The sequence below is a fragment of the Asticcacaulis aquaticus genome, assembly GCF_028550415.1.
GTDB classification, from domain to species: domain Bacteria; phylum Pseudomonadota; class Alphaproteobacteria; order Caulobacterales; family Caulobacteraceae; genus Asticcacaulis; species Asticcacaulis aquaticus.
The window spans coordinates 1-20,972 of sequence record NZ_JAQQKX010000025.1; the positions used below are offsets into that span (position 1 = coordinate 1).

The following is a 20,972-nucleotide window of genomic DNA, read 5'->3' on the forward strand; positions in this document are numbered from 1 at the left end:
GCTCCCCAACAGCCCTTTAAGCTCAGGGGATATCGGTCCAGTCTTCAGATGGATTGGGGCGCGCCAACGCCTCAATCCATCACAAACTTAGCAGCCTTCTCACAAACAAGGGGGACCGCACGAGCGAACGTAGTGAGTGAGATGTGGTGGTGGGGATTCTTGCTTTCTTACTTACCACTGAGCGAGGTTCCTTTTAAGTAAGACACCCCACCACCACGCCTTTCAGGCGCGGTCCCCCTCCCCGCACGTTGTGCAGGGGGGTATAAGAAATCACATCGTCATCGGACGCAGACCCAGACTCTGCATCAGGTGCGCGTCGGTACCGCGTTCGGGATTGGCCGTGGTCAGCAACTGATCGCCGACGAAGATCGAATTGGCCCCGGCCATGAAACAGAGCGCCTGCAATTCCTCGCTCATCTCATTACGCCCCGCCGACAAACGCACCATCGACTTCGGACAGACGATGCGCGCCACGGCGATCGTGCGCACGAACTCGACCGGCGTCACGCCGCCTTTAATCTTCGACAACTCGCCCAGAGGCGTGTTCGACACCGGCACCAGATTGTTGATCGGCAGACTGTCCGGATGCGCCGGCAGGGTCGCCAGCTGATGCAGGAACGACGCCCGGTCGGCGCGCGACTCGCCCATGCCGACGATGCCGCCGCAGCAGGTCTTCATACCCACCTCGCGCACGGCCTCAAGCGTATCGAGACGCTCCTGATAGGTCCGCGTCGTCACCACATCGGCGTAATATTCCGGCGAGGTGTCGAGGTTGTGGTTGTAGTAGTCGAGGCCTGCGTCTTTCAGCGACTTCGCCTGATCCGGCGTGATCATCCCCAGAGTCGCGCAGGTTTCCAACCCCAGCGCCTTCACTTCGGAAATCATCTCGGCCAAGGCCGGGACGTCGCGGTCCTTGAGGTCGCGCCACGCCGCGCCCATACAGAAGCGCTGCGCCCCGCCCTCCTTCGCCGCCTTCGCTGCGGTCAGCACCTCGTCGACCGGCATCAGCTTCGACGCCTTGAGCCCCGTCTTATGATGCGCCGATTGCGAGCAGTAGCCGCAGTTTTCCGCGCAGCCGCCGGTCTTGATCGACAGGAGCTGCGACAACTGGACTTCGGAGGGATCGAAGAACTGACGGTGGACGGTGGCCGCCCGATAGACCAGTTCCATGAACGGCAAATCGAACAAGGCGGCGATCTCGGCCTGGCTCCAGTCGTGACGAACGGTGACGAACGGATGCGCGGTATCGGCCATGAGAGTCTCCTTTGCGCCATCGGTTAGAGCAATCTGCCGCAGGGGTCAAACCTTTAGGCGGGACATTCGATATAGACCGGCGGCACCGCATCGGTCAGCCAGACGCCATTATCGGCCTGAAAGAAGCGATGTCCGTCCGCCTGCATCCCAAGGGCATCTATCGTCAGAATCACCGGCTTGCCATGGCGCGCGCCGACCTTGCGGGCCGTGTCGATATCGGCCGACAGATGCACCTGCTGCCGCGACTGCGGCTTAAGGCCCTCGCTGAGAATATCGTTCAGAAAGCGCGTGGCGGTCCCGTGGAACAGGGTTGCGGGCGGCACAACCGGCACCAGCGCCAGATCCACCGTCACCGAATGTCCCTGTGCGGCACGGATTCGCGTCCCGTCTTCGGAAATCGTGAAGCGCTGCTTGTCGCAGTCCGCCGCGACGGTCAGCACCTTGTCGCGCGTCAGCGCCCGGCCGGACATCCCCGCCCGTTTGATCAGCGTGTCAATGGCAACCCAGCCATTGGTGTCCAGTTCCAGCCCGATCGAGTCCGGCGCGTGCCGCAGGACGTAGCTGAGGAACTTGCTGGTTCCCTTATCTATCTGTGTCATACCGCCAGTTTGACAGAAAACGGCCAAAAGGCAAATGCACTCATATAAAGATATCTTTATATGTTGATTGCATCCTGTGTCCGACCCCGCTATAAGACCGCCAACATTTGAAACCAACCGGAGGCACCCTCATGGCCGCTCAAGACTTCATCGTAAAAGACCTCTCGCTGGCCGCCTGGGGCCGCAAGGAACTCGACATCGCCGAAGGCGAAATGCCGGGCCTGATGGCGACCCGCGCCGAATACGGCCCCAAGCAGGTGCTCAAGGGCGCCCGCATCGCCGGCTCGCTGCACATGACCATCCAGACGGGCGTCCTGATCGAGACCCTGCAGGCCCTGGGCGCCGAAGTGCGCTGGGCCTCGTGTAACATCTTCTCGACGCAGGACCACGCCGCCGCCGCGATTGCCGAACGCGGCACGCCGGTCTTCGCGATCAAGGGCGAAACCCTCGAAGAATACTGGGATTACGCGCACAAGATCTTCGAATGGCACGACGGCGGCTATCCGAACCTTATCCTCGACGACGGCGGCGACGCAACGCTCCTGACTGTTCTGGGGCCGAAGGCCGAAAAGGATGCCACCCTGCTCGACAATCCGACCAACGAGGAAGAAGAAGCCCTCTACAAGGTCATGAAGCGCTACCTCAAGGAAAAGCCGGGCTTCTATTCGGCCATCCGCGACGCCATCACCGGCGTGTCCGAAGAGACCACCACCGGCGTTCACCGTCTCTACGCCATGGCGCAAAAGGGCGACCTGCCCTTCCCCGCCATCAACGTCAACGACTCGGTCACCAAGTCGAAGTTCGACAACCTCTATGGCTGCCGTGAATCGCTGGTCGACGCCATCCGTCGCGCCACCGACGTCATGCTGGCCGGCAAGGTCGCCGTCGTCCTCGGCTACGGCGACGTGGGCAAGGGCTCGGCCGCGTCGCTCCGCAATGGCGGCGCCCGCGTCATCGTCACCGAAATCGACCCGATCTGTGCGCTTCAGGCGGCGATGGAAGGCTATGAGGTCCGCACCGTCGAGGAAGTGGCCAGCGTCGGCGACATCTTCGTCACCGCCACCGGCAACAAGGACGTCCTGCGCCTTGAGCACATGCGCGAGATGAAGCACAACGCCATCGTCTGCAATATCGGCCACTTCGACTCGGAAATTCAGGTCGCTGCCCTGAAGAACTACAAGTGGGACGAAATCAAGCCGCAGGTCCACCACGTCGAATTCCCGGACGCGAAGAAGATCATCGTCCTGTCCGAAGGCCGCCTGGTCAATCTCGGCAACGCCACGGGCCACCCGTCGTTCGTCATGTCGGCCTCGTTCACCAACCAGACCCTGGCCCAGATCGAGCTGTGGACCAACAATGCCGCCTATGACAAGCAGGTCTATACCCTGCCGAAGAAGCTGGACGAAAAGGTCGCCCTGCTGCACCTCGAAAAGCTCGGCGCCAAGCTGACCGTGCTGGATCAGGAACAGGCCGACTATATCGGCGTCACCGTCGAAGGCCCGTTCAAGCCCGAGCATTACCGGTACTAATGGCACGCGGTCCGATGAATACGGTGGTGGTACGGGAGAGGCTCTATGCAGTCTATCCCGGCCACACGCCTTTCGAGGTCATCGTCGAGATCGGTACACCGTATGCGTTTGAGGGTAGCGACAGCGAATGGGTTTGCCCGGTAAGCATTCCCGCCCTGAACTATGCCGATCAGCAGGTACATGGCGGGAGCGCACTGCAGGCCCTGTGTCTGGCCCTGTGTATGGTCAGGATGCACCTCACACTTGTGCGGGATGAGGGCGGACGTCTGAGCTACACGGCAGACGGCGAAGATGATTATGATATTGTCTCCACTTTCGGTCTGTCGGATGTTTCACCGGATAGACATTAGGTTCAAAACCCCGGACGGTCGTCCGGGGTTTTGTTATATTCACCTTCCCCTGCACAGCGGCGAAACCGTGACGGAGAACCAATGCCAGCACTATTCACCTTTGTCGTCGAATACGACGGCGGCACCTATATCTCACAGCTTCAGGCCGAGGATGTTGGCGCAGCGCTTCTGCTTTGGTGCGATAAGTTCGCCGATAGCGAAGACATCCCCAAAAAGACACGAAAGCTGTCCAAGACTGTTCGTGAAGACATAATTGAACACGAAGGAGAGGCTGTACTTTTGAACGGCCTACAGAATGCCTGGTGCATCAGCGCTCTTCGAAAAAACAAGCTCGCACTGATCAACATTGTGAAAACGGCGGAATAGCTATGTCGACAACCTATCGGGTTATGCTGCACGGAATGAATTTCCGCTTGAAGCGCTACCTATTGACGCATCGATACGGTTTCTACACCACCCGATTTGTTCAGGCCGCGTCGGAGAAAGAGGCTGAACAACTTGCGACAGGCATGGTCCGACAAGACAGTTACCTGCTCAAACGCCTGCGTAATGAACCCTCTGATTCTCCCATGATTTATCTCGATGACATGGAAATATGGGAAGACGATCTGCCTGCACCAAATATAGGCTTTACCTTCTATCGGTACTAAACGCTTCAATCCTCGACCGTTAGATGCGCCCACAAATGCTGAAACACCTGTCTGGGTATTGTGATGAACGTAGGTCGGGTGCACACTCTCACCATGAAACTGTTTTCGCCCGCCGGTCGTTATTTTATCTCTCTGGCGCTCATAGCTCTATGGTTCAGTACACCGAGATGGCTTTGGCCTCTGCTGGGATTCTTCTCCTGGGAAGCCTTTTTCGTCATCTTAATTGCCCTGTGCCTCCTGAATTGGGCCGTGTCCCGGTGTCCCAAATGCGATTTGCACGTGACGGAGCGCTATAATCCGCATGGCCCTAACTGGACGATCAGTTGGCCCGCCAAAACCTGTACACAGTGCAAGAGGGACCTCTGGAAATGACCGATATCCTGACTGTTTCCATTACCTGCGCGACCGAGGCCGAAGGCGAGCGTCTGGCGCATCTGCTGGTCGTGCAGAAGCTGGCGGCCTGCGTGCAGATGACGCCGATCCGCTCGACCTATCGCTGGCAGGGTGAGATCGAGACGGCGAACGAGGTAGTGTTGACGGCCAAGACCGTCAGCGCAAAGCTGTTTGCGCTGGAGGCATTGGTAAAAAGCGAACACAGCTACGAGGTGCCGGAAATTCTGGCTACCCGCGTGGAATGGGCCAGTGCCGACTATGCGGCGTGGCTGCGGGAGGCGCTGATTTAGCGGCGCTTCTGCAAAGCCGCGTGAAACTTCGGGGCCGTGTTCGAGGCCTCGCGCTCGGCCATGTCGCGCACACGTTGTTCGGCGTCGCGGATCAGGTCGGGGATCAGATCGACTTCGGGCAGGTTCTTCCAGTATTTCTTCGGCATTTCCGACTGCATCATCTTCACCTTGAGCCGTGCCGGGTTGAAAATATGCGCGAAATAGGTCCGCCACAGATCGTCGGTGTCATCGACAATCTCCGGCTTTTCCGCCGCTTCGTCGGAAGTACGCAGGGTCTCCCCGTCCCACACCGCCGAGCCTTTCGGCGTGGCGATGATCCAGTCCATATCGGTGAACCGGCGCTGGAAAAACGGTGCCACACGCGCGACGATAAAGTGTTCCGGCTCGAACCAGGCGATAAACCGGCGGCGCTCACCGGTCTGCGGCAGTTCCTTGAAACGGACGAAGGCCTTCATCTTGTGACTGTCGCGGCCGACTGATTTTTGCAGCGCATGGGCGCGCACGATGTCGGGATCGGACACGTCACCGAGCAGATGTTTCTCGGTTTGCAGCCGCCACAGCAGGCGATAGGCGAGGTCGAAGCGCGCGGGATCCGAGTGGCAAATCACAGCTTCGGCGAGGGTGAGAAAAGCGGGAGGGACTGTAAACTCCCTCTCCCTTGAGGGAGGGGGCTGGGCGCGGGCCTGCGAGGCTGAGGGGGGGCTTTGGGCCACGTGCTCGGTTTCCACCATTCCCCCCTCACCCGGCCTTCGGCCACCCTCTCCCTCAAGGGAGAGGGAAAAGTCAAACAATCCCACCTCACCGCCTTGCGCATTCCATTCCACATCACGCGGCGGCACACCCGCGTGCAGGGCCTGACGCGCGGCATCGCGCCATTCGGTAAATTCGCCCCGCGCTCGTAAGTCTATTTTCATTGCGCTTAAAGCAACACCAGTTGTTCCGGCGGCGGGGCGAACATGTCGCGCAGGTCGCCACGGTCGATCAGGCTGACCGGCGTCCAGCCGGCCGCCTCGATGAAGGCCTTGACCTTCTTTATCGACACCTTCAGCCGCCCCAGATCGTCTAACCCCAGTCGCCGGTGCTTGCGCGCCATCAGAATCGACATCACCGTCTTGACGCCGAAGCCTGGGACGCGCAGCAGCATCTCCTTGTCGGCGCGGTTGATATCGACGGGGAAGCGGTCGCGGTTCGACAAGGCCCAGGACAGCTTCGGATCAATGTTGAGTTCCAGCATCCCGTCCGGTTTGCCAGCGGTAATCTCATCCATACCGAAGCCGTAGAAGCGATACAACCAGTCGGCCTGATACAGGCGATGTTCACGCACCAGCGGTGGTTTGATCAGCGGTAATATTTTCGAGGCATCGGGTATGGGCGAGAAGGCCGAGTAATAGACGCGCCTCAGACTATAATTCGAATAGAGTCCGGCACTTGATTTCAGAATAGTCGCGTCCGATGTCGGCTCGGCACCGATAATCATCTGGGTCGACTGCCCGGCCGGGACGAAACGCTTGCGCCGCCGGGTATGGGTCGGTTCGGACAATTCATCAATCTTGATTTTTAGCGCTCCCATCGAGCGGCGGATATTGGCAGGGTGCTTTTGCGGCGCGAACTTTTCAACCCCGGCATCGGTCGGCAATTCGACATTGATCGACAGACGATCGGCGAACAGACCAGCCTCCTCAATCAGCTTTGCCGAGGCTTCGGGGATGGTTTTAAGATGGATATAACCGCGGAAATTATGTTTCAGGCGCAGGTCGCGGGCGATACGCACCATCTGCTCCATCGTGTAGTCGGAATCGCGGATGATCCCCGACGAGAGGAACAGACCTTCGATATAGTTACGGCGATAAAACTCCAGCGTCAGCCAGACGACCTCGTCCGGCGTAAAGCGCGCGCGCTCGACATTGGACGACGAGCGGTTGATGCAATAGGCGCAGTCATAGATACAGAAATTGGTCATCAATATCTTGAGCAGCGAGATGCAGCGCCCATCTGGCGCATAGGCATGGCAGATGCCGGAGCCTTCGGTAGATCCTAAGCCGCCCGACTTTGATGAGTCGCGCTTCGACGTCCCCGATGACGCACATGACGCGTCGTATTTTGCGGCATCGGATAGTACGGCGAGACGTTCACGCAAACTCTTTTTCATGATTGTTCATGATATGTTCTTAAAATTCATCCGTCAATTCCTTTGATTGACGGATGAATTTTAGGGAAGCGTCACCATGAGCGCGAGGATCAGGCCGCCGGTCAGACCGAGGCCCATCACGGAAAAGGTGAGGGTAGTTTTGAGTTCGCGCATGATCAGCTCCCGTAATTATGGTGTGATCATGCGCGCGGTTTCATCAGGTAAAAATCGGCTTCGGCGATCCGAAAATAATGAACCGATGTTTTTTTGGTCGCGCAGCTATTCCCTAAAACCGGTTCCCACTTTTAGGGCTGCGCTTAGGGCTTTCGGAACGTCAGCGTCATGCGGTCGGACTCGCCGATGGCGTCGTATTTCGCGCGTTCTTCCACCGTCAGGGTGCGGCCCGCCTGTTCGCTGCGACGGATGGGCTTCAAGGTCCACACACCGAACGGATGGTCGCGGGTATCCTTGGCATTGGCGTTGATGTCGGACTTTGCCACAAAAACGAACCCGGCCTTTTTCGCCGCCTCGATGACGTAGGATTCCGGCACATAGCCCGTGCCCGCCTTGGGGTCCGACCCTTCCGGCGCGCGGTGCTGCTCGACAGCCAGAACACCGCCCGATTTCAGCGCCTTGAACGCCGCATCGAGGTGCCGTTCGGTCGCGCCGTCCTGCCGCGCCCAGTTGTGGAAAGCCCGGGCGATCAGCACCAGATCGGCCTGACCGGCGGGCAGATCGGCGAGCGTCGTGGCCTTGACCTCACCATAGATCGATTTGTCGGCCACCTCGGCCCAGAAGGCGGGGTCGTCGACCTTGCCCAGCACCGCCGTATAGGTGCCCTTGGTTTTATAGGCATAAGGCGCCAGGATTTCGGTCCACCAGCCCTTGGCACCGGGATAGTATTCAACGATCTGGGCGCCCGGCTTCAAACCCCAGAAGTTCAGAGACTCGACCGGGTGACGGAACTGATCGCGGTCCTTGTTCTCAGCGGTGCGCCACGCACCGTCCACGGCGGCCTTGAGCGCAACATCGGTCGCCACGGCGTGGTGATCGTGGCCTTCATGAGCCATGGCAGGCACCGTGACGGCCAGAAAGGCAGCGATGGTAGGAACGGCGAGGCGCATGGATATCTCCTTTAATTTCGCGGGCTAAAGGCGGGGTGAAATACGGCCTTTTTGCGGCGTCGGTCCTGCGCAATCGATGGCAGGACGGTTGCTCTGATCCGCCGCGCCGCCTATAGCTATGGCAAGTGTTACGGAGACCCCGCATGACCGAGATCCACGGCTTCGCGCCGGCCAAATTCGCCGCCGTCAAGGACCGCTTCGCGCAGAACTTTGTCGACGGACCGGAGGGGCTTACTGAAAAAGGCGCGCGTTTTACCGTGGTGCGCGATGGTGAGGTGATCCTCGACCTGTGGGGCGGCGTCAGCAACCGCGAAGGCACGACGCCCTTCACCGACACAACTCTGACGCCGATCTTTTCCTCGACCAAGGCGGTGACGGCGCTGATGATTGCGCGCCTCGTCGATCAGGGTAAGCTCGACTATAATTACAAGGTCTCGGTGCTGTGGCCGGAGTTCGGCAAAAACGGCAAGGACAACATCACGCTCGGTCAGTTGATCTCGCATCAGGGCGGTTTGTCGGGTTTCAGCCCGCCGATCGATCCGGCAACATGGTTCGACATCCCGGCCCTGCTGGAGGCTCTCTGCAACCAGACACCGCTGTGGACGCCCGGTGAGCGCTCCGGTTATCACCCGATCACCATTGGCTATCTGCTGGGCGAGATTTTCCGCCGCGCCGACGGCCGGACGCTGGGGACAGCGCTGCGCGAAGATATTGCCGAACCGTTCGGGCTCGACCTGAGGATCGGGACGCCGGAAAGCGAATTCGCGCGCATTTCCGAGATGTGGAAACCGACCCGTGCCCCGGACCTCGGCCCGCTCGATCCGATCAAGCAGGCCGCCTTCCTCGACAAGGGGTCGTCGCCCGCCGGACGCGGTTCCGGCGACTGGCGGAAAATGGAAATCCCGTCAGCCAACGGTCACGCCACGGCGGAGGCTCTGGCGAAACTGATGCAGGTCGTCGCCAATGGCGGCCAGCTTCAGGGCCAGACGATCCTCTCCGAAAAGACGCTCAACGACGCGACCAAGGAACGCGTTTTCGGTCGCGACCGCGTTCTGCCGTTCGACCTGTCGTGGGGGGCGGGCTTCCTGCGTAACAAGGGGATCAACATCTATGGTCCGAACGCTCGCACGGTCGGCCACAGCGGCTGGGGCGGCTCGTGCGTGCTGGCCGATCCCGATACGCGGATCAGCATGGCCTATGTGATGAATAAGCAGTCGCATTTCCTGATCGGCGATCCCCGCCCGGTTGGGCTGATCAATGCGTTTTATGGGGCGCTATAGAGCCGACTATGTCCCCGCGCTGGCACGCCCTCTTTACCAAACATGCCTGGCGGCCTGAGCGGGCGCACCTGAGCCGTGACGATATTAATGCCGCCGACAGTGACGGTGAAACCTTGCTGCATATAGTGGCTTTCGGCGGCGACCGGGCCGATGTCATTATCCTGATCGAAGAGGGGGCGCATATCAACGCGCCGGGCGATCTGGGTAACACGCCGTTGCATCTGGCCGTCATGCAGGGTCATGCCGATGTCGTCGATATCCTGCTGACACGCGGCGCAAACGCCCGGCTCAGGAATGAATTCGGCGAAACGCCCGGCGATGTTGCCCGCCACAGTCAGCGTCACGATCTGATCAAGCGACTGTGCAAGGCTGAAATCGAATGACGGATATTGTCGAATTTGCCCGGCAAAGCTGGCCGTTTATGCTTACGGGAACCGTCGTTTTCGGCATCTTGAGCTTTTGCCCCAGTGCCTTGTTGAGGGTTTTGTTTGCTCTGAATCGGTCGAAAGCCACACAACTGGATGGTCAGTTGCATGGCTTTCAGGGCTATTGCCGCTTTTTCTATTGGATAGCGGCGGTACAATTTGCGGCGGGAACCCTCTTACTGCTGGTCAATGCCCCGTTCTGATTATTCCATCTTCCCTACAGGAGGAGGAATTAAGCCACCCGCATCGCTTTCGCGCGTCTCCACGCCCCAAACGCAAAGACCAGCGCCCCGCCCCAGATGAAGACGAACGACAGCGCCCGCAGCGGCGTGAACGGCTCGCCCTGAAACAGGCCGATGAAGAAGGCTATGGTCGGCGCCAGAAACTGGATGAAGCCCATGGTCGACAACGGCAGCCGCCGTGCGACATAGGAAAACAGGAACAGCGGTAGAACCGTCACGGGCCCGGTCAGGGCGAACCAGAAGGCGTTCATCGGTGCGTCGAAGAAATGGCCCGCACCCTGCCCTTCGAACCACACCAGATAGACGATCGACGGGATAAACAGGAAGACGCACTCGACGAACAGCCCCGCCAGTGCCGAGACGGCCAGTTGCTTGCGGATGATGCCGTAGGTGGCAAAACTCACCGCCAGGGTCAGGGCGATATAGGGGACGTGGCCCAGCGCCGCGGCCTGAACCCCCACACCGACGACGGCCAGCCCAATGGCGGCCTTGCCCCAGTTATCGAGGCGTTCCTTGAAGAGTAAAGCTCCGGCGGCCATGTTGATCAGCGGGTTGAGATAGTAGCCCAGCGCCGACTCGATTGTGTGTCCGTGCGTCACCGCCCAGACGAAGACGCCCCAGTTGATGGCGATCATCAGGGCCGCGATCAAGAGCGTCAGCGCCACTTTCGGATTGAGGAAAATGCGCACGACTTCGGGGAATTGCTTCGTAATCAGGACCAGCCCGCCCGACCACAGCACGGCCCATAAGGAGCGGTGCGCCATGATCTCCAGCGGTTCGGCGCCGAAATGCTTCATCGGCAGATAGATCAGCGGCGCGAAGCCCCAGACGGCGTAGCACAGCACGGCCAAACCGATGGGCGAAGCGAAGAAGGGCGTGGAAGGGGTAGTCGGCGTAACGGTCGACATGGGAGGTCCGATCAAAAATGTTTCCGCGGAAACGGTATCGAAATAGGTTGATGGGGCGATGACAGCAATGAAAAACCGGCGGAACCTGAGGTTCCGCCGGTTGAAAAGGATCACATTGTGTGAGTGACCTTAAGCATCCACTGGCGTCAGAACCCCGCGTTCGTCGAGAAGCTGTGCAATCTGCACGGCATTGAGTGCCGCGCCCTTGCGCAGGTTGTCCGAGACGCACCAGAAGGCCAGGCCGTTCTGCACGCTCGGGTCGTTGCGGATTCGCGATACGAAGGTGTCGAATTCACCGACACATTCCTTCGGCGACACGTAGCCACCGTTTTCGCGCTTGTCGATCACGGCGATGCCCGGCGCTTCACGCAGGATTTCACGCGCGGTCGCTTCATCAAGCGGGTTCTCGAACTCGACATTGATCGATTCGGAGTGACCGACGAAGACCGGCACGCGGACACAGGTCGCGAAGACTTCGATATTCGGATCGAGGATCTTCTTGGTCTCGACCTTCATCTTCCACTCTTCCTTGGTTTGGCCGTCTTCCATGAAGACGTCGATGTGCGGAATGACGTTGAAGGCGATTTCCTTGGTGAATTTCTTCGGCGGCACGTCGCCCATGACGAAGACGGCCTTGGTCTGATCCCAAAGCTCGTCCATGCCTTCCTTACCCGCCCCCGCGGTCGCCTGATAGGTCGAGACGACGACGCGCTTGACGGTCGCGGCATCGTGCAGCGGCTTGAGCGCCACGACCATCTGGATCGTCGAGCAGTTCGGGTTGGCGATGATGTTCTTCTTTTTGCAGTCCCAGATGGCGTCCGGGTTCACTTCCGGCACGATCAGCGGCACGTCGGGGTCCATGCGCCAGGCCGACGAATTATCAATAACGATGGGGCCCAGCTTGCCGATCTTTTCCGACCACTTTTTCGAAACGTCGCCACCGGCCGACATCAGGACGATGTCGACCTTCGTGAAGTCGAACTGCTCAAGGTCTTCGCACTTCAGGGTGCCATTCTTGAACGAGACTTCGACGCCCAGCGATTTGCGCGACGCGACGGCGTAAATTTCCTTGATCGGAAACTCAAGCTCTTCGAGCGTTGCCAGCATTTCACGGCCCACGGCGCCGGTAGCGCCCACGACGGCGACACGATAAGTCATCGTAATCACTCCTGAAGTTAAATTTTTGTTTTGTCGCGCATTTGATTCCGAAAAACGCTACACACTTTTCGGAATGCGCTTTAAGCGGCACGAAAAACGGGCCGCTAGTTATCGCGGCCCGTGCCTTATCAGAGAAAGCCATCCGGGAAAACGGCTTTTTTCTGGGTCTCGGATTGAGTTACGCTTAAGCGTGCGCCGCCATACCGCCGTCATAACCGCTGCAGGACGGCAGATGCCGCACGCGATCCAGCGCCTTGAACAGGGCTTCGGGGGTAAAGGGCTTCATCAGGTGACCGTCGCCACCGACTTCCTGACCGTGGACCAGAGCACTGCGGTCGTCATTGCCGGTCAGGAAGAGGATGGGGGTGTGGCTGAGGTGGTGGCCATATTCGATCTGACGGATTTCCTTGGTGGCTTCAAGGCCGTCCATGACGGGCATTTCCATGTCCATCAGGATGGCGTCGTATTCGCTCACCTCATAGGCCTCGACGGCTTCACGACCATTGGCCGCGAATTCGACGTGAACGCCTGTGGCCGACAGCATCAGGTCGATCATCTTCCGCAGGGTCGAATTGTCTTCTACGCACAACAACTTCACTGGTTTATTCCTTCCCGAGGGATGCGACGGAATCACACTTCGTATCCCATTGTTACACTTTATCTCATATAGGTCTTATTCAAAGATGAACAAGTCCTTATAGTTTTCCTGCAAAGAACCTGCCAGAACGCTTGCCAGCACAGGGGTTTCGCTTATGGATGAGGCTATGGACAACCGACTCATACCGATCACGAAAACCGTCGACGCTCTGGTTATCGGCGGCGGTCCGGCGGGTAGCAGTTGCGCCCTGTGGCTGCACAAATTGGGCGTCGATACCTTGCTGGTCGAGGCCGGTGACCGGCTGGGCGGGCTGCAGCGGCGTAGTCCGTACGAAAACCTGTGGATTCCGGGGGTTATGGGCCAGACGGGCGAACAGGTGGCCGAGGCCCTGCACGCGCACATCGTGGCGGCGGGCGTGCCGCATCTTTTGCAAACGCGCATCGGAAACATTCGTCCGACCGCTGAAGGTTATGAGGTCACCTTCGGAACCACGCGTGTACTGACAAAACATCTTATTGTTGCAACCGGTACCAAACCCAACGCAGGTCCTTTCCAGCCAAGCGATTGCGTGGTGATCGGACCCGGCCATCCTATGGAAAACCTGCCTGTTGACAACCGAAAAATTGCAATTCTGGGTGGCGGCGACAACGCCTTCGATCAGGCGCGTTTTGTGCTGCAACGCGGCGCAAAATCGGTGACGATCTTTTCACGCACGACACCCCGGGCACAGGCCCTCCTGCAGGCTTCCGTACCGGAAGTTCGCGTGATCGTCGGCCCCTATACCGCCGACCCGGCACGCCTGACGGTCAATGGCGACCGGTTCGACGGTTTCGGCGTCATGTACGGTTTCATGGCCAGCGTTCCTGAAGGCCTTAACATCACTAATGAAAATGGCTATGTCGAGGTCAACCGCGACGGCGAGACGTCACGGCCTCAGGTCTGGGCCTGCGGTGAGGTGACCGACTACTGGCACCCTTGTGTGACAACCGCGGCAGCGCATGGGATTCAGGTGGCCAAACAGATCTCGCGCCGACTGGCGCGTACCCCCGCCACAATCCCGTCATAATGGTTTACGCAGACGCAGCAATTTTTTAACTTCATCGTGCGGTTTTTCTGCTAATTTGCCCCTGCTCAGAGTTGAGAATTTTATTTTTTGGCATTGAATCCTTATATTTTGAGCCGCGTTTTCACATCACATTTCCGTGTATTTCAGCCTCCGTCATGTCCAGCGCCGTTAAATCCACCTATCGCCGCCTCGTCAAATCGGGGGAAATCACCTCCGACCCGGCGCAAGCCGAGGCCGTCGATGTCCTGTGTAAGCTCGAACGCGACCTGAAAGCGTCGGGCGGCGTGCTGAATGCGGTCTTCGGCGGCGCAAAGCCGCTGGGTCTCTACCTCTGTGGCCCGCCGGGGCGCGGCAAGTCGATGCTGATGGACCTGTTTTACGAACAGGTGTCGTTCAGTTCCAAGCGACGCATCCACTTCCACGCCTTCATGGCCAAGATCCACGAACTGGTCCAGCTGTGGCGGCAAGGCACGGCGAAGGACCGTCAGGCACAGTTCGGCACCAATAAGGGCGACGACCCGATTGCGCCGATTGCGAAACTCATCGCCTCCGAATCGAAGCTCCTCTGTTTCGACGAGCTTCAGGTCACCGACATCGCCGATGCCATGATCCTGGGGCGGCTGTTCGAGGCCCTGTTCGCACATAAGGTGACCATCGTCATCACGTCTAACCGCGCGCCGGAAGAGCTGTACAAAAACGGTCTCAATCGTGACCTGTTCCTGCCGTTCATCAAAATGATCCGCGAGCGCCTGACGGTGCACGAGGTCAAGGGGCCGAAAGATTTCCGCCTCGACCGTCTGCGCGGGGCGCAGGTCTATTTCTCGCCCGATAGCGACGCGCAAGCTCAGGCCGGGTTCGAGGCCCTGTGGCAGGCCATGACCCACCACAGCAAGGTCGTCGCCACCCAACTAAGCGTCAACGAACGCAAGCTGGTGTTCAAAATGACCTGCGGGCCATTGCTGCGGGTAACCTTTGCCGAACTGTGCGCGGCCAATAACGGCTCGGCAGATTATCTGGCCATCGCCGAGCGCTTCACGACGGTGTTTATCGAGCACATCCCCGAACTGGGGCCGGAAAAGCGCAACGAAGCCAAACGCTTCGTCACCCTGATCGATGCGCTCTACGAGGCGGGCGTCAAGCTGGTGGCGCTGGCCGCCGCCGAACCGGCGAAGCTGTACCCGTCCGGCGACGGCGCGTTCGAATTCGAGCGCACCGTGTCGCGACTGGAGGAAATGCGCTCCGAGACCTATCTGGAGAAGGTCGAAAACTAGCGTTTTACGAAGCGTCACAGCAGCGTCATCAAGACATCACCTCTCTGTCACGCCTCAAGCCTAAACAACGGGCACCTCTATCCAATGGTGTCCCATGTCCCTGCGCGCCCTCTGTCTGCTGACCGCTTCCCTCCTCCTGCCGGTGTCGGCGATAGCGCAGACGGCGGAAAAAACCTCCTCCTATTACGAAGCGCAAAAGGCCGCCGTAGAAGCTGCGTTGAAGCGCACGCCGAACACCGGTCGGGCCAAGAACGTCATTCTGTTCATCGGCGACGGCATGGGCATCAATTCGGTCACCGCCGGACGTATCTTCGCCGGGCAAATGAAAGGTAAGGACGGCGCGTCCTACGTCCTGTCGTTCGAAGCCCTGCCCTATACGGCCTTTTCCAAGACCTATTCGGCCAATAATCTGGTCACCGACTCGGCCAACGGTATTTCGGCGATCACCACCGGTTTCAAGACGATCAATGGCGGCATCGGCGTCGATGATAGCGTCAAGTCGGGCGTCTGCGCCGACAAAAGCGCCTATGTCGCCACCATCGCCGAACAGGCCAAGCTGAGCGGCCGTTCCATCGGGGCTGTGACGACGTCGGGCATCACCGATGCCACCCCCGCCGGCACCTATGGCCACACCTCGACGCGCGGCTGGCGCTCCGACGCCGACCTGAAAAGCGAGGAGGCGAAAAAATGCGTCGATCTGGCGCGGCAGCTGGTCGAAGCGCCGGACGCCGTGCGCCTCGATGTCGCCATGGGCGGTGACCTTGAAAAGTTCCTGCCGGTAGCCAGGGGCGGCGAGCGCGACGATGGCCGCGACCTGACGGCGCAGTGGCTGAAGCAGACAAACGCGAAATTCCTGACCGGCAAGGCGGCGCTCGACGCGCTCGACACGCGCAACGCCGGGCCGGTGCTGGGCCTGTTTGCCAAGGGCGATCTGCCCTCGCCCGTCGATCATCCGCAGGACGTGCCGACTCTGGCCCACATGACGGATAAGGCGATCGATCTTCTGGCCCGCGATCCGGACGGTTACTTCCTGCTGGTCGAGTCGGCCTCGATCGACAAATGGCACCATAAGAACAACGCTCACCGCGCCCTGACCGATGTCGACGAACTGGCGCAGGCGGTCAGCGTCGCCCTGGCGAAGACCAACCCCGAAGAGACCCTGATCATCATCACCGCCGACCACAGCCACGGCCTGGTTCTGTCGGGCTATGCGTCGCGTGACACCCCGGTCGACGGCGTGGCGAAAGACAAGGAGGGCGGTGCCTATTCGATCCTCAGCTACGCCACCGGCCCCGGCGGCCACGACCATGAAGGCGAATATACCGCAACCGAAACACAGAACCCCGACTTCACCAATCCGTCCCTGACCAAAATACCCTCGGCCGCGCACGGTGGCGAGGACGTGCCGGTCTATGCGTCGGGTCCGCAGGCCTATCTGATCCGCTCGACGGTCGAGTCGGCCTATCTCTATCAGGTGATGCGCCGCGCCCTGTTTGATGTCGCAGCGAAGGCAAAGTAAGATTTTTGGCCACGAAAAGCACGAAAAGCACGAAAAAGAAGCTGCTTCTTTCTTGCCCGGAGGGCCTTAATTTATTTCAGCGGCTACGAAGGTTGAGACGCTTCGCGCAGTAAGTGCCGCATCATTTTCGTGCTTTTCGTGGTCAAATCTTCCTTACAATCCCAGCCACCGCTGCGCCGTAGCGAGGTGCATAAGCTCCACCATCTCGCCGTCCACCGCGACCAGACTTTTGCCCGCATTTTCCGGGGCGGCAAAAGCCGCCACGACGGCACGCGCCCACCCCAACTGCGCCGCCGACGGCGCAAAGGCGGCTTCGGCAACGGCGATCTGCGCCGGGTGGATCAGGGTCTTGCCGTCGAAGCCCAGCGCCTTGCCGTGGTCGCACTCGGCCCGCAACCCCTCGTCATCGCGGAAATTATTATAGACGCCGTCGATGACGCTCAGGCCATAGGCGCGCGCGTGCAGCACGACCAGAGACAGGGCCGTGACGATCTCGCTGCGCCCCGTCGTCGCCGTCACCCGCAGATCGGCGCGCAGATCGTTCGGCCCGACGATCAGGCCCGCCACCCCCGGCGTTTCGCAAATGGCTTTCAGATTGACCACACCGCGCGCCGTTTCGATCATCGCCCACAACGGCACATCGGGCAGGCCCCGCACATCCGCCGAAGACGAAACCTTGGGCACGACTAGCCCGTGAACCACCGTCCCGAGATACGGCACCAAAGCAGCCGCCGTTGCCGCTGTATCGATACGGACAAGGATCACCGGGGCTGCAAAGCCGCCCGCGTCGAGCGTCACCATCAACCTGTCGAGCGCCGCGCCCTTCTCGTCCACTCCGGCAGAGTCTTCCAGATCGAAGATGATCGCATCGCAAACAAGGCTCGCCGCCTTGGCCATAGCCTTTTCGTTTGCGGCGGGCACGAACAGGACGGAGCGCAGGGGCGCGGAAACAGACATGGAAAACCCTTAAAACCTTACCCGTACCTCTAGCGCGATTTGTCGATCCGTAAAATCCCGGCCTGCGCGGGGATTGCAAACCATTGCATGAATTAAATCGATTGTAAGGGAAGGCCCGCCCCGGGCACACCCCTTGTCAGTTTCGTGGTTTGAGACCATATTGAGGGTTAATATCACGGCTTTTCCACAGGGAACACCATGCAATTCGACGATACCTATTCGGGTTCGATCCCCTCCACCCAGGACATGGCCAAGGATCAGGGCCTGAAGAAGTTCCTGCTCGGCATCTACCAGAAGATGGCGCTGGGTCTGCTTGTCACGGCGGCTATTGCCTATGCCGTGTCCAAGACCCCCGCCATTCTGCAACTGCTCTACACTACTCAGGGCGGTTACATCACGGGCTACACCATTCTCGGCATGGTATTCGCCTTTGCGCCGCTGGGCCTGAGCTTCATTTCCGGCATGTTCATGAACGACCTTAACGCCGCGAAGTCCGGCATGTTCTACTGGTTGTTCGTCGGCGTCATGGGCGTATCCCTGTCCTCGATCGCTATTCTCTACGCCGGGGCTTCGATTGCCCAGATGTTCCTGATCACGGCCATCGCGTTCGGCGGCCTGTCGCTGGTCGGTTACACGACCAAGGTCAATATGTCGGGCTGGCGCACCTTCCTGTATATGGCGGTTCTGGGCATGATCGGCGTCGGTATGCTTAACTTCTTCCTGCTCAAATCGTCGATGATCGAAGTCGTAATCGCGGCTATCGGCGTGGTCGTCTTCTCGGCGCTCATCGCCTATCAGACCCAGTCGCTGAAACTGATGTATTATGAGATGGGCGGCGCATCGCAAAACCGTCTGGCGGCCATGACCTATATCGGCGCGCTCGGTCTCTATATCAATTTCATCAACCTGTTCCTCAGCCTGCTGCGCCTGTTTGGCAACCGCAACTAGGCTTGAAGAGGTCATTGAACAGAAAACCCGCCGGAGCGATCCGGCGGGTTTTTTTAGAGCGGAATGATTCCACTGGGATCATTCCGCTCAAGCCGCCATTGAGGCGGCGGCCAAGGTGGCGTAGCCACCGCCCGGCGAGGGGCAAAAACTAGATCACGTCGAACTTCTTCTTGTCGAGAAAGGCCAGCACCGGGGCCAGTTCATGCCCTCGTTTGAGGATCAGGCCGTTCTGATTGAACAGGGCAAAGGCTCCCTGTTTGCGACTTAAGGCCGGGCGTTTTTCGATGCGGTACACCGGGGCCTCACCCGTGCGCCGGAAGATATTGAACGCCACCGCGTCCGACAGGCTGTCGATACCGTAGTCGCGCCAGTCGCCCGCCGCCACCTTCTGCCCGTACAGCCTGAGGATCAGTTCCAGTTCGCGGCGCTCGAAGAAAACCGTCGCGCCCGACGGCTGAAAGCTTGATCCGTGGTCCTGAAAACTCATGCTGAACCTCATACATCAGACTGCGATTAAGCGCTCGCCTGCGGTTCCCGGCAAGTCAAAATCCATCGGCGACGGACGTCAAACACGTAAAATTATGTCCTGCGCGCCACTTATCGGAAAGAAACGATTGCACCGCAATAAGACCTTATTTCCGCCCTTTCACTGCCGCCTTTGCTTTATAAAACACGAGTGTCGGTCGGATCGGTCCGGTCAGGTTCACCCCTGAACAGCCCCCCAGCCCTCGAACCTGATCCGCCATTACTGGCAGTTCCGCTTCGGCCGACATTTTCCTCCCTGAAACTTTGGACGCATCGCCTTTGGCTGATGCGTTTTTCTTTGCGCGATACTTAAAGAAAAACCCCGGTGGATCGACCACCGGGGTTTGTGTGTCCGCAAAAGGAACGCTATTTCAGCACGCCCGCCTTGACCGCAGCCTCATCCAGACTATCGCCGATCAGGGCCAGGTTCTGGATCGCCGACAGGCCCCACTGCGCCGTGCCATTGGTCGACAGGGTCGGGTCTTCGTCCAGCGGACGCAGCACCGCCGGACCGTCGATACGTTTGGTCTTGCGGTTCAGGCCGCCATCGGATTCGCGCCCTTCCCTGCCGAAGAACTCCGACCAGGCCCGAAGCGCCAGCGTCTTGTCCTTTTCATGGTACGCCGCAAACGCCGTCAGGCGCGAATGCGAGTCGGTCAGGGCGCGACCGCCGGGGTCCTTACCCAGCAACGCCACGATTTCGGCCTTGGGCGCATTGTAGTAGCGGCAATATTCCAGCCACGCCTTGCGATAGGCCGGGACATCCACCAGATCCCACAGCTCCGACGTCATTTCGACGACGCCGAACACGGCGTTCAGGTGCGACACGGTAATATAGTCGCCGTCACCGAGGAACTTGCCCGTCTTGAGGTCGTAGGGCGCTTCACCGGCGAACCAGCGGCGCTTCATGGCGGCGATGGTGACCATGCCGTTGACGATGCGGTCGCGCCATTTGGTGTCCTGCGTACGCTCCCATTCGGTCAGCCACGCCCCCAGGAACGCCCCCCACGAGGTACCGAAGCCCGACGCCACGACGCCCTTGGGCCGTTCGCGACCCGGCGCCGGTGGCAGCTTGCGCGAAATATCGACATTTTCCAGCGCATTGTCGGAATCGATCAGGTCGCGCATCAGGTCGCCGACGCGCTCATCGGCGGTCAGGTAATAGAAGATGCGACGATAGGCGACGTTCGATACGCGCGGCTGCTTCGACGAATCCGACCACGGCTGGACGCCGTGACGCGTGCCGAAGCCTTTGAAACGCCCAAGGTGATAGACATCGACCTCGCCGGTCTGACGCGTCATGGCCTCGGCGAATTTGAACACATCGGCGCGCCCGGTACGCAGATAGGTGTACCATATCCACAGGTCGGTCGAGAGCTCGGAATTGTCCCAGGCATAGCCGCCGATATCGTACCGCCACATGTGGCGGTCGGCATCATAGGTGTGCATGACGTCGCCATAGGTCCAGAAGCCGTACCAGCGACGCTGCTCGACCTCCTTCATATAGTAGTCGATCTGATAGGTCAGGCGATCTTCGAGGATCTTGCGCGCCGGCGTCGAGGAATCGGGCAGCCCCCAGTCACCGAAGACACCGGCTTCCTTGATGCGCGCGGGCGACACGGTCAGGCGCGCCGGGTTAGCGACCTGCTCGGCCATGTCGGAGAAGACCTGATGCGACGGCGTCGCCCCCAGCGCCCACAGGGTCAGTTCCGAGGTGCGCGCCACGCCGGTCGCCGTATCCCAGCCGGTTTCATAGTC

At 59.7% G+C, this 20,972-nt stretch carries 23 protein-coding genes; 12 read left to right on the top strand and 11 right to left on the bottom strand.

The features are described 5' to 3' along the window. Nucleotides 1–270 precede the first annotated feature (270 nt). Together bioB and PQU92_RS18205 are read right to left on the bottom strand one after the other, a co-directional pair. Nucleotides 271–1,254, bottom strand: a complete 984-nt coding sequence (gene bioB / locus PQU92_RS18200; protein ID WP_272749724.1) for a biotin synthase BioB — start codon at nucleotides 1,252–1,254, stop codon at nucleotides 271–273. A 53-nt stretch (nucleotides 1,255–1,307) separates the two neighbouring features. After that, the gene (locus PQU92_RS18205) at nucleotides 1,308–1,853 is read right to left on the bottom strand and encodes an RNA 2'-phosphotransferase (protein WP_272749725.1); all 546 of its coding nucleotides are present in this window, start codon (nucleotides 1,851–1,853) and stop codon (nucleotides 1,308–1,310) included. Between the two features lie 131 nt (nucleotides 1,854–1,984). Between PQU92_RS18205 and ahcY the strand changes: the two genes are divergently transcribed. The 5 genes from ahcY (at nucleotide 1,985) to cutA (ending at nucleotide 5,065) form a co-directional block, all read left to right on the top strand. Continuing rightward, nucleotides 1,985–3,382, top strand: coding sequence for an adenosylhomocysteinase (ahcY, locus tag PQU92_RS18210; protein WP_272749726.1), 1,398 nt, complete (start codon nucleotides 1,985–1,987; stop codon nucleotides 3,380–3,382). A 14-nt stretch (nucleotides 3,383–3,396) separates the two neighbouring features. Then, nucleotides 3,397–3,732 (top strand): DUF6968 family protein, encoded by a 336-nt coding sequence (locus tag PQU92_RS18215; RefSeq protein WP_272749727.1) that lies wholly within the window; start codon nucleotides 3,397–3,399, stop codon nucleotides 3,730–3,732. 81 nt (nucleotides 3,733–3,813) lie between these two features. Further along, entirely contained in the window at nucleotides 3,814–4,098 is a 285-nt protein-coding gene (locus PQU92_RS18220) for a hypothetical protein (RefSeq protein WP_272749728.1), read from the top strand. Between the two features lie 2 nt (nucleotides 4,099–4,100). Beyond that, nucleotides 4,101–4,382: a hypothetical protein gene (locus PQU92_RS18225; protein ID WP_272749729.1), complete on the top strand. Its 282-nt coding sequence runs from the start codon at nucleotides 4,101–4,103 to the stop codon at nucleotides 4,380–4,382. 368 nt (nucleotides 4,383–4,750) lie between these two features. Next, nucleotides 4,751–5,065 carry a divalent-cation tolerance protein CutA gene (gene cutA, locus PQU92_RS18230; RefSeq protein WP_272749730.1) on the top strand — a complete coding sequence of 105 codons (315 nt, stop codon included), beginning with the start codon at nucleotides 4,751–4,753 and terminating at the stop codon, nucleotides 5,063–5,065. Here cutA and PQU92_RS18235 read toward each other — a convergent pair. The 3 genes from PQU92_RS18235 to PQU92_RS18245 form a co-directional block, all read right to left on the bottom strand. Then, nucleotides 5,062–5,979: a TIGR03915 family putative DNA repair protein gene (locus tag PQU92_RS18235; protein ID WP_272749731.1), complete on the bottom strand. Its 918-nt coding sequence runs from the start codon at nucleotides 5,977–5,979 to the stop codon at nucleotides 5,062–5,064. The two genes, cutA and PQU92_RS18235, sit on opposite strands and share 4 nt — an antisense overlap. Before the next feature lie 5 nt (nucleotides 5,980–5,984). Beyond that, nucleotides 5,985–7,214, bottom strand: a complete 1,230-nt coding sequence (locus PQU92_RS18240; protein WP_272749732.1) for a putative DNA modification/repair radical SAM protein — start codon at nucleotides 7,212–7,214, stop codon at nucleotides 5,985–5,987. 296 nt (nucleotides 7,215–7,510) lie between these two features. Further along, the gene (locus tag PQU92_RS18245; RefSeq protein ID WP_272749733.1) at nucleotides 7,511–8,317 is read right to left on the bottom strand and encodes a class I SAM-dependent methyltransferase; all 807 of its coding nucleotides are present in this window, start codon (nucleotides 8,315–8,317) and stop codon (nucleotides 7,511–7,513) included. Between the two features lie 143 nt (nucleotides 8,318–8,460). Between PQU92_RS18245 and PQU92_RS18250 the strand changes: the two genes are divergently transcribed. The 3 genes from PQU92_RS18250 to PQU92_RS18260 are packed head-to-tail and all read left to right on the top strand — an operon-like array spanning nucleotide 8,461 to nucleotide 10,225. Then, nucleotides 8,461–9,597, top strand: coding sequence for a serine hydrolase domain-containing protein (locus PQU92_RS18250; RefSeq protein WP_272749734.1), 1,137 nt, complete (start codon nucleotides 8,461–8,463; stop codon nucleotides 9,595–9,597). An 8-nt stretch (nucleotides 9,598–9,605) separates the two neighbouring features. Next, entirely contained in the window at nucleotides 9,606–9,980 is a 375-nt protein-coding gene (locus PQU92_RS18255; protein ID WP_272749735.1) for an ankyrin repeat domain-containing protein, read from the top strand. Continuing rightward, nucleotides 9,977–10,225, top strand: coding sequence for a hypothetical protein (locus tag PQU92_RS18260; protein ID WP_272749736.1), 249 nt, complete (start codon nucleotides 9,977–9,979; stop codon nucleotides 10,223–10,225). The genes PQU92_RS18255 and PQU92_RS18260 overlap by 4 nt, the downstream gene beginning before the upstream one ends. Nucleotides 10,226–10,254: 29 nt before the next feature. Here the strand turns inward: PQU92_RS18260 and rarD are convergent, their stop codons facing one another. The 3 genes from rarD to PQU92_RS18275 form a co-directional block, all read right to left on the bottom strand. Continuing rightward, entirely contained in the window at nucleotides 10,255–11,172 is a 918-nt protein-coding gene (gene rarD, locus PQU92_RS18265) for an EamA family transporter RarD (protein ID WP_272749737.1), read from the bottom strand. 129 nt (nucleotides 11,173–11,301) lie between these two features. Next, nucleotides 11,302–12,330, bottom strand: coding sequence for an aspartate-semialdehyde dehydrogenase (locus PQU92_RS18270; protein WP_272749738.1), 1,029 nt, complete (start codon nucleotides 12,328–12,330; stop codon nucleotides 11,302–11,304). Nucleotides 12,331–12,514: 184 nt separating this feature from the next. Then, a complete protein-coding gene (locus tag PQU92_RS18275) occupies nucleotides 12,515–12,928 on the bottom strand; it encodes a response regulator (RefSeq protein WP_272749739.1) in 414 nt (137 codons plus the stop codon). 166 nt (nucleotides 12,929–13,094) lie between these two features. Here PQU92_RS18275 and PQU92_RS18280 point away from each other — a divergent pair, with 166 nt between their 5' ends. From PQU92_RS18280 to PQU92_RS18290, 3 genes are all read left to right on the top strand, one after another. Then, on the top strand, nucleotides 13,095–13,994 hold the full coding sequence (locus tag PQU92_RS18280; RefSeq protein ID WP_272749740.1) for an NAD(P)/FAD-dependent oxidoreductase: 900 nt from the start codon (nucleotides 13,095–13,097) through the stop codon (nucleotides 13,992–13,994). Nucleotides 13,995–14,149: 155 nt separating this feature from the next. Further along, a complete protein-coding gene (gene zapE / locus PQU92_RS18285) occupies nucleotides 14,150–15,265 on the top strand; it encodes a cell division protein ZapE (RefSeq protein WP_272749741.1) in 1,116 nt (371 codons plus the stop codon). 94 nt (nucleotides 15,266–15,359) lie between these two features. Continuing rightward, nucleotides 15,360–16,784 carry an alkaline phosphatase gene (locus PQU92_RS18290; protein ID WP_272749742.1) on the top strand — a complete coding sequence of 475 codons (1,425 nt, stop codon included), beginning with the start codon at nucleotides 15,360–15,362 and terminating at the stop codon, nucleotides 16,782–16,784. 153 nt (nucleotides 16,785–16,937) lie between these two features. Here PQU92_RS18290 and PQU92_RS18295 read toward each other — a convergent pair whose 3' ends face one another. Further along, nucleotides 16,938–17,741, bottom strand: coding sequence for an HpcH/HpaI aldolase/citrate lyase family protein (locus PQU92_RS18295; protein ID WP_272749743.1), 804 nt, complete (start codon nucleotides 17,739–17,741; stop codon nucleotides 16,938–16,940). 198 nt (nucleotides 17,742–17,939) lie between these two features. On the opposite strand from PQU92_RS18295, the gene PQU92_RS18300 reads away from it, so the two are divergent. Further along, on the top strand, nucleotides 17,940–18,689 hold the full coding sequence (locus PQU92_RS18300; protein WP_272749744.1) for a Bax inhibitor-1/YccA family protein: 750 nt from the start codon (nucleotides 17,940–17,942) through the stop codon (nucleotides 18,687–18,689). A 148-nt stretch (nucleotides 18,690–18,837) separates the two neighbouring features. Here PQU92_RS18300 and PQU92_RS18305 read toward each other — a convergent pair whose 3' ends face one another. Further along, nucleotides 18,838–19,176, bottom strand: a complete 339-nt coding sequence (locus PQU92_RS18305; protein ID WP_023463028.1) for a DUF2794 domain-containing protein — start codon at nucleotides 19,174–19,176, stop codon at nucleotides 18,838–18,840. Nucleotides 19,177–19,580: 404 nt separating this feature from the next. Further along, a partial coding sequence (locus tag PQU92_RS18310) for an exo-rhamnogalacturonan lyase family protein (RefSeq protein WP_497006757.1) occupies nucleotides 19,581–20,972 on the bottom strand: 1,392 nt, incomplete at its 5' end.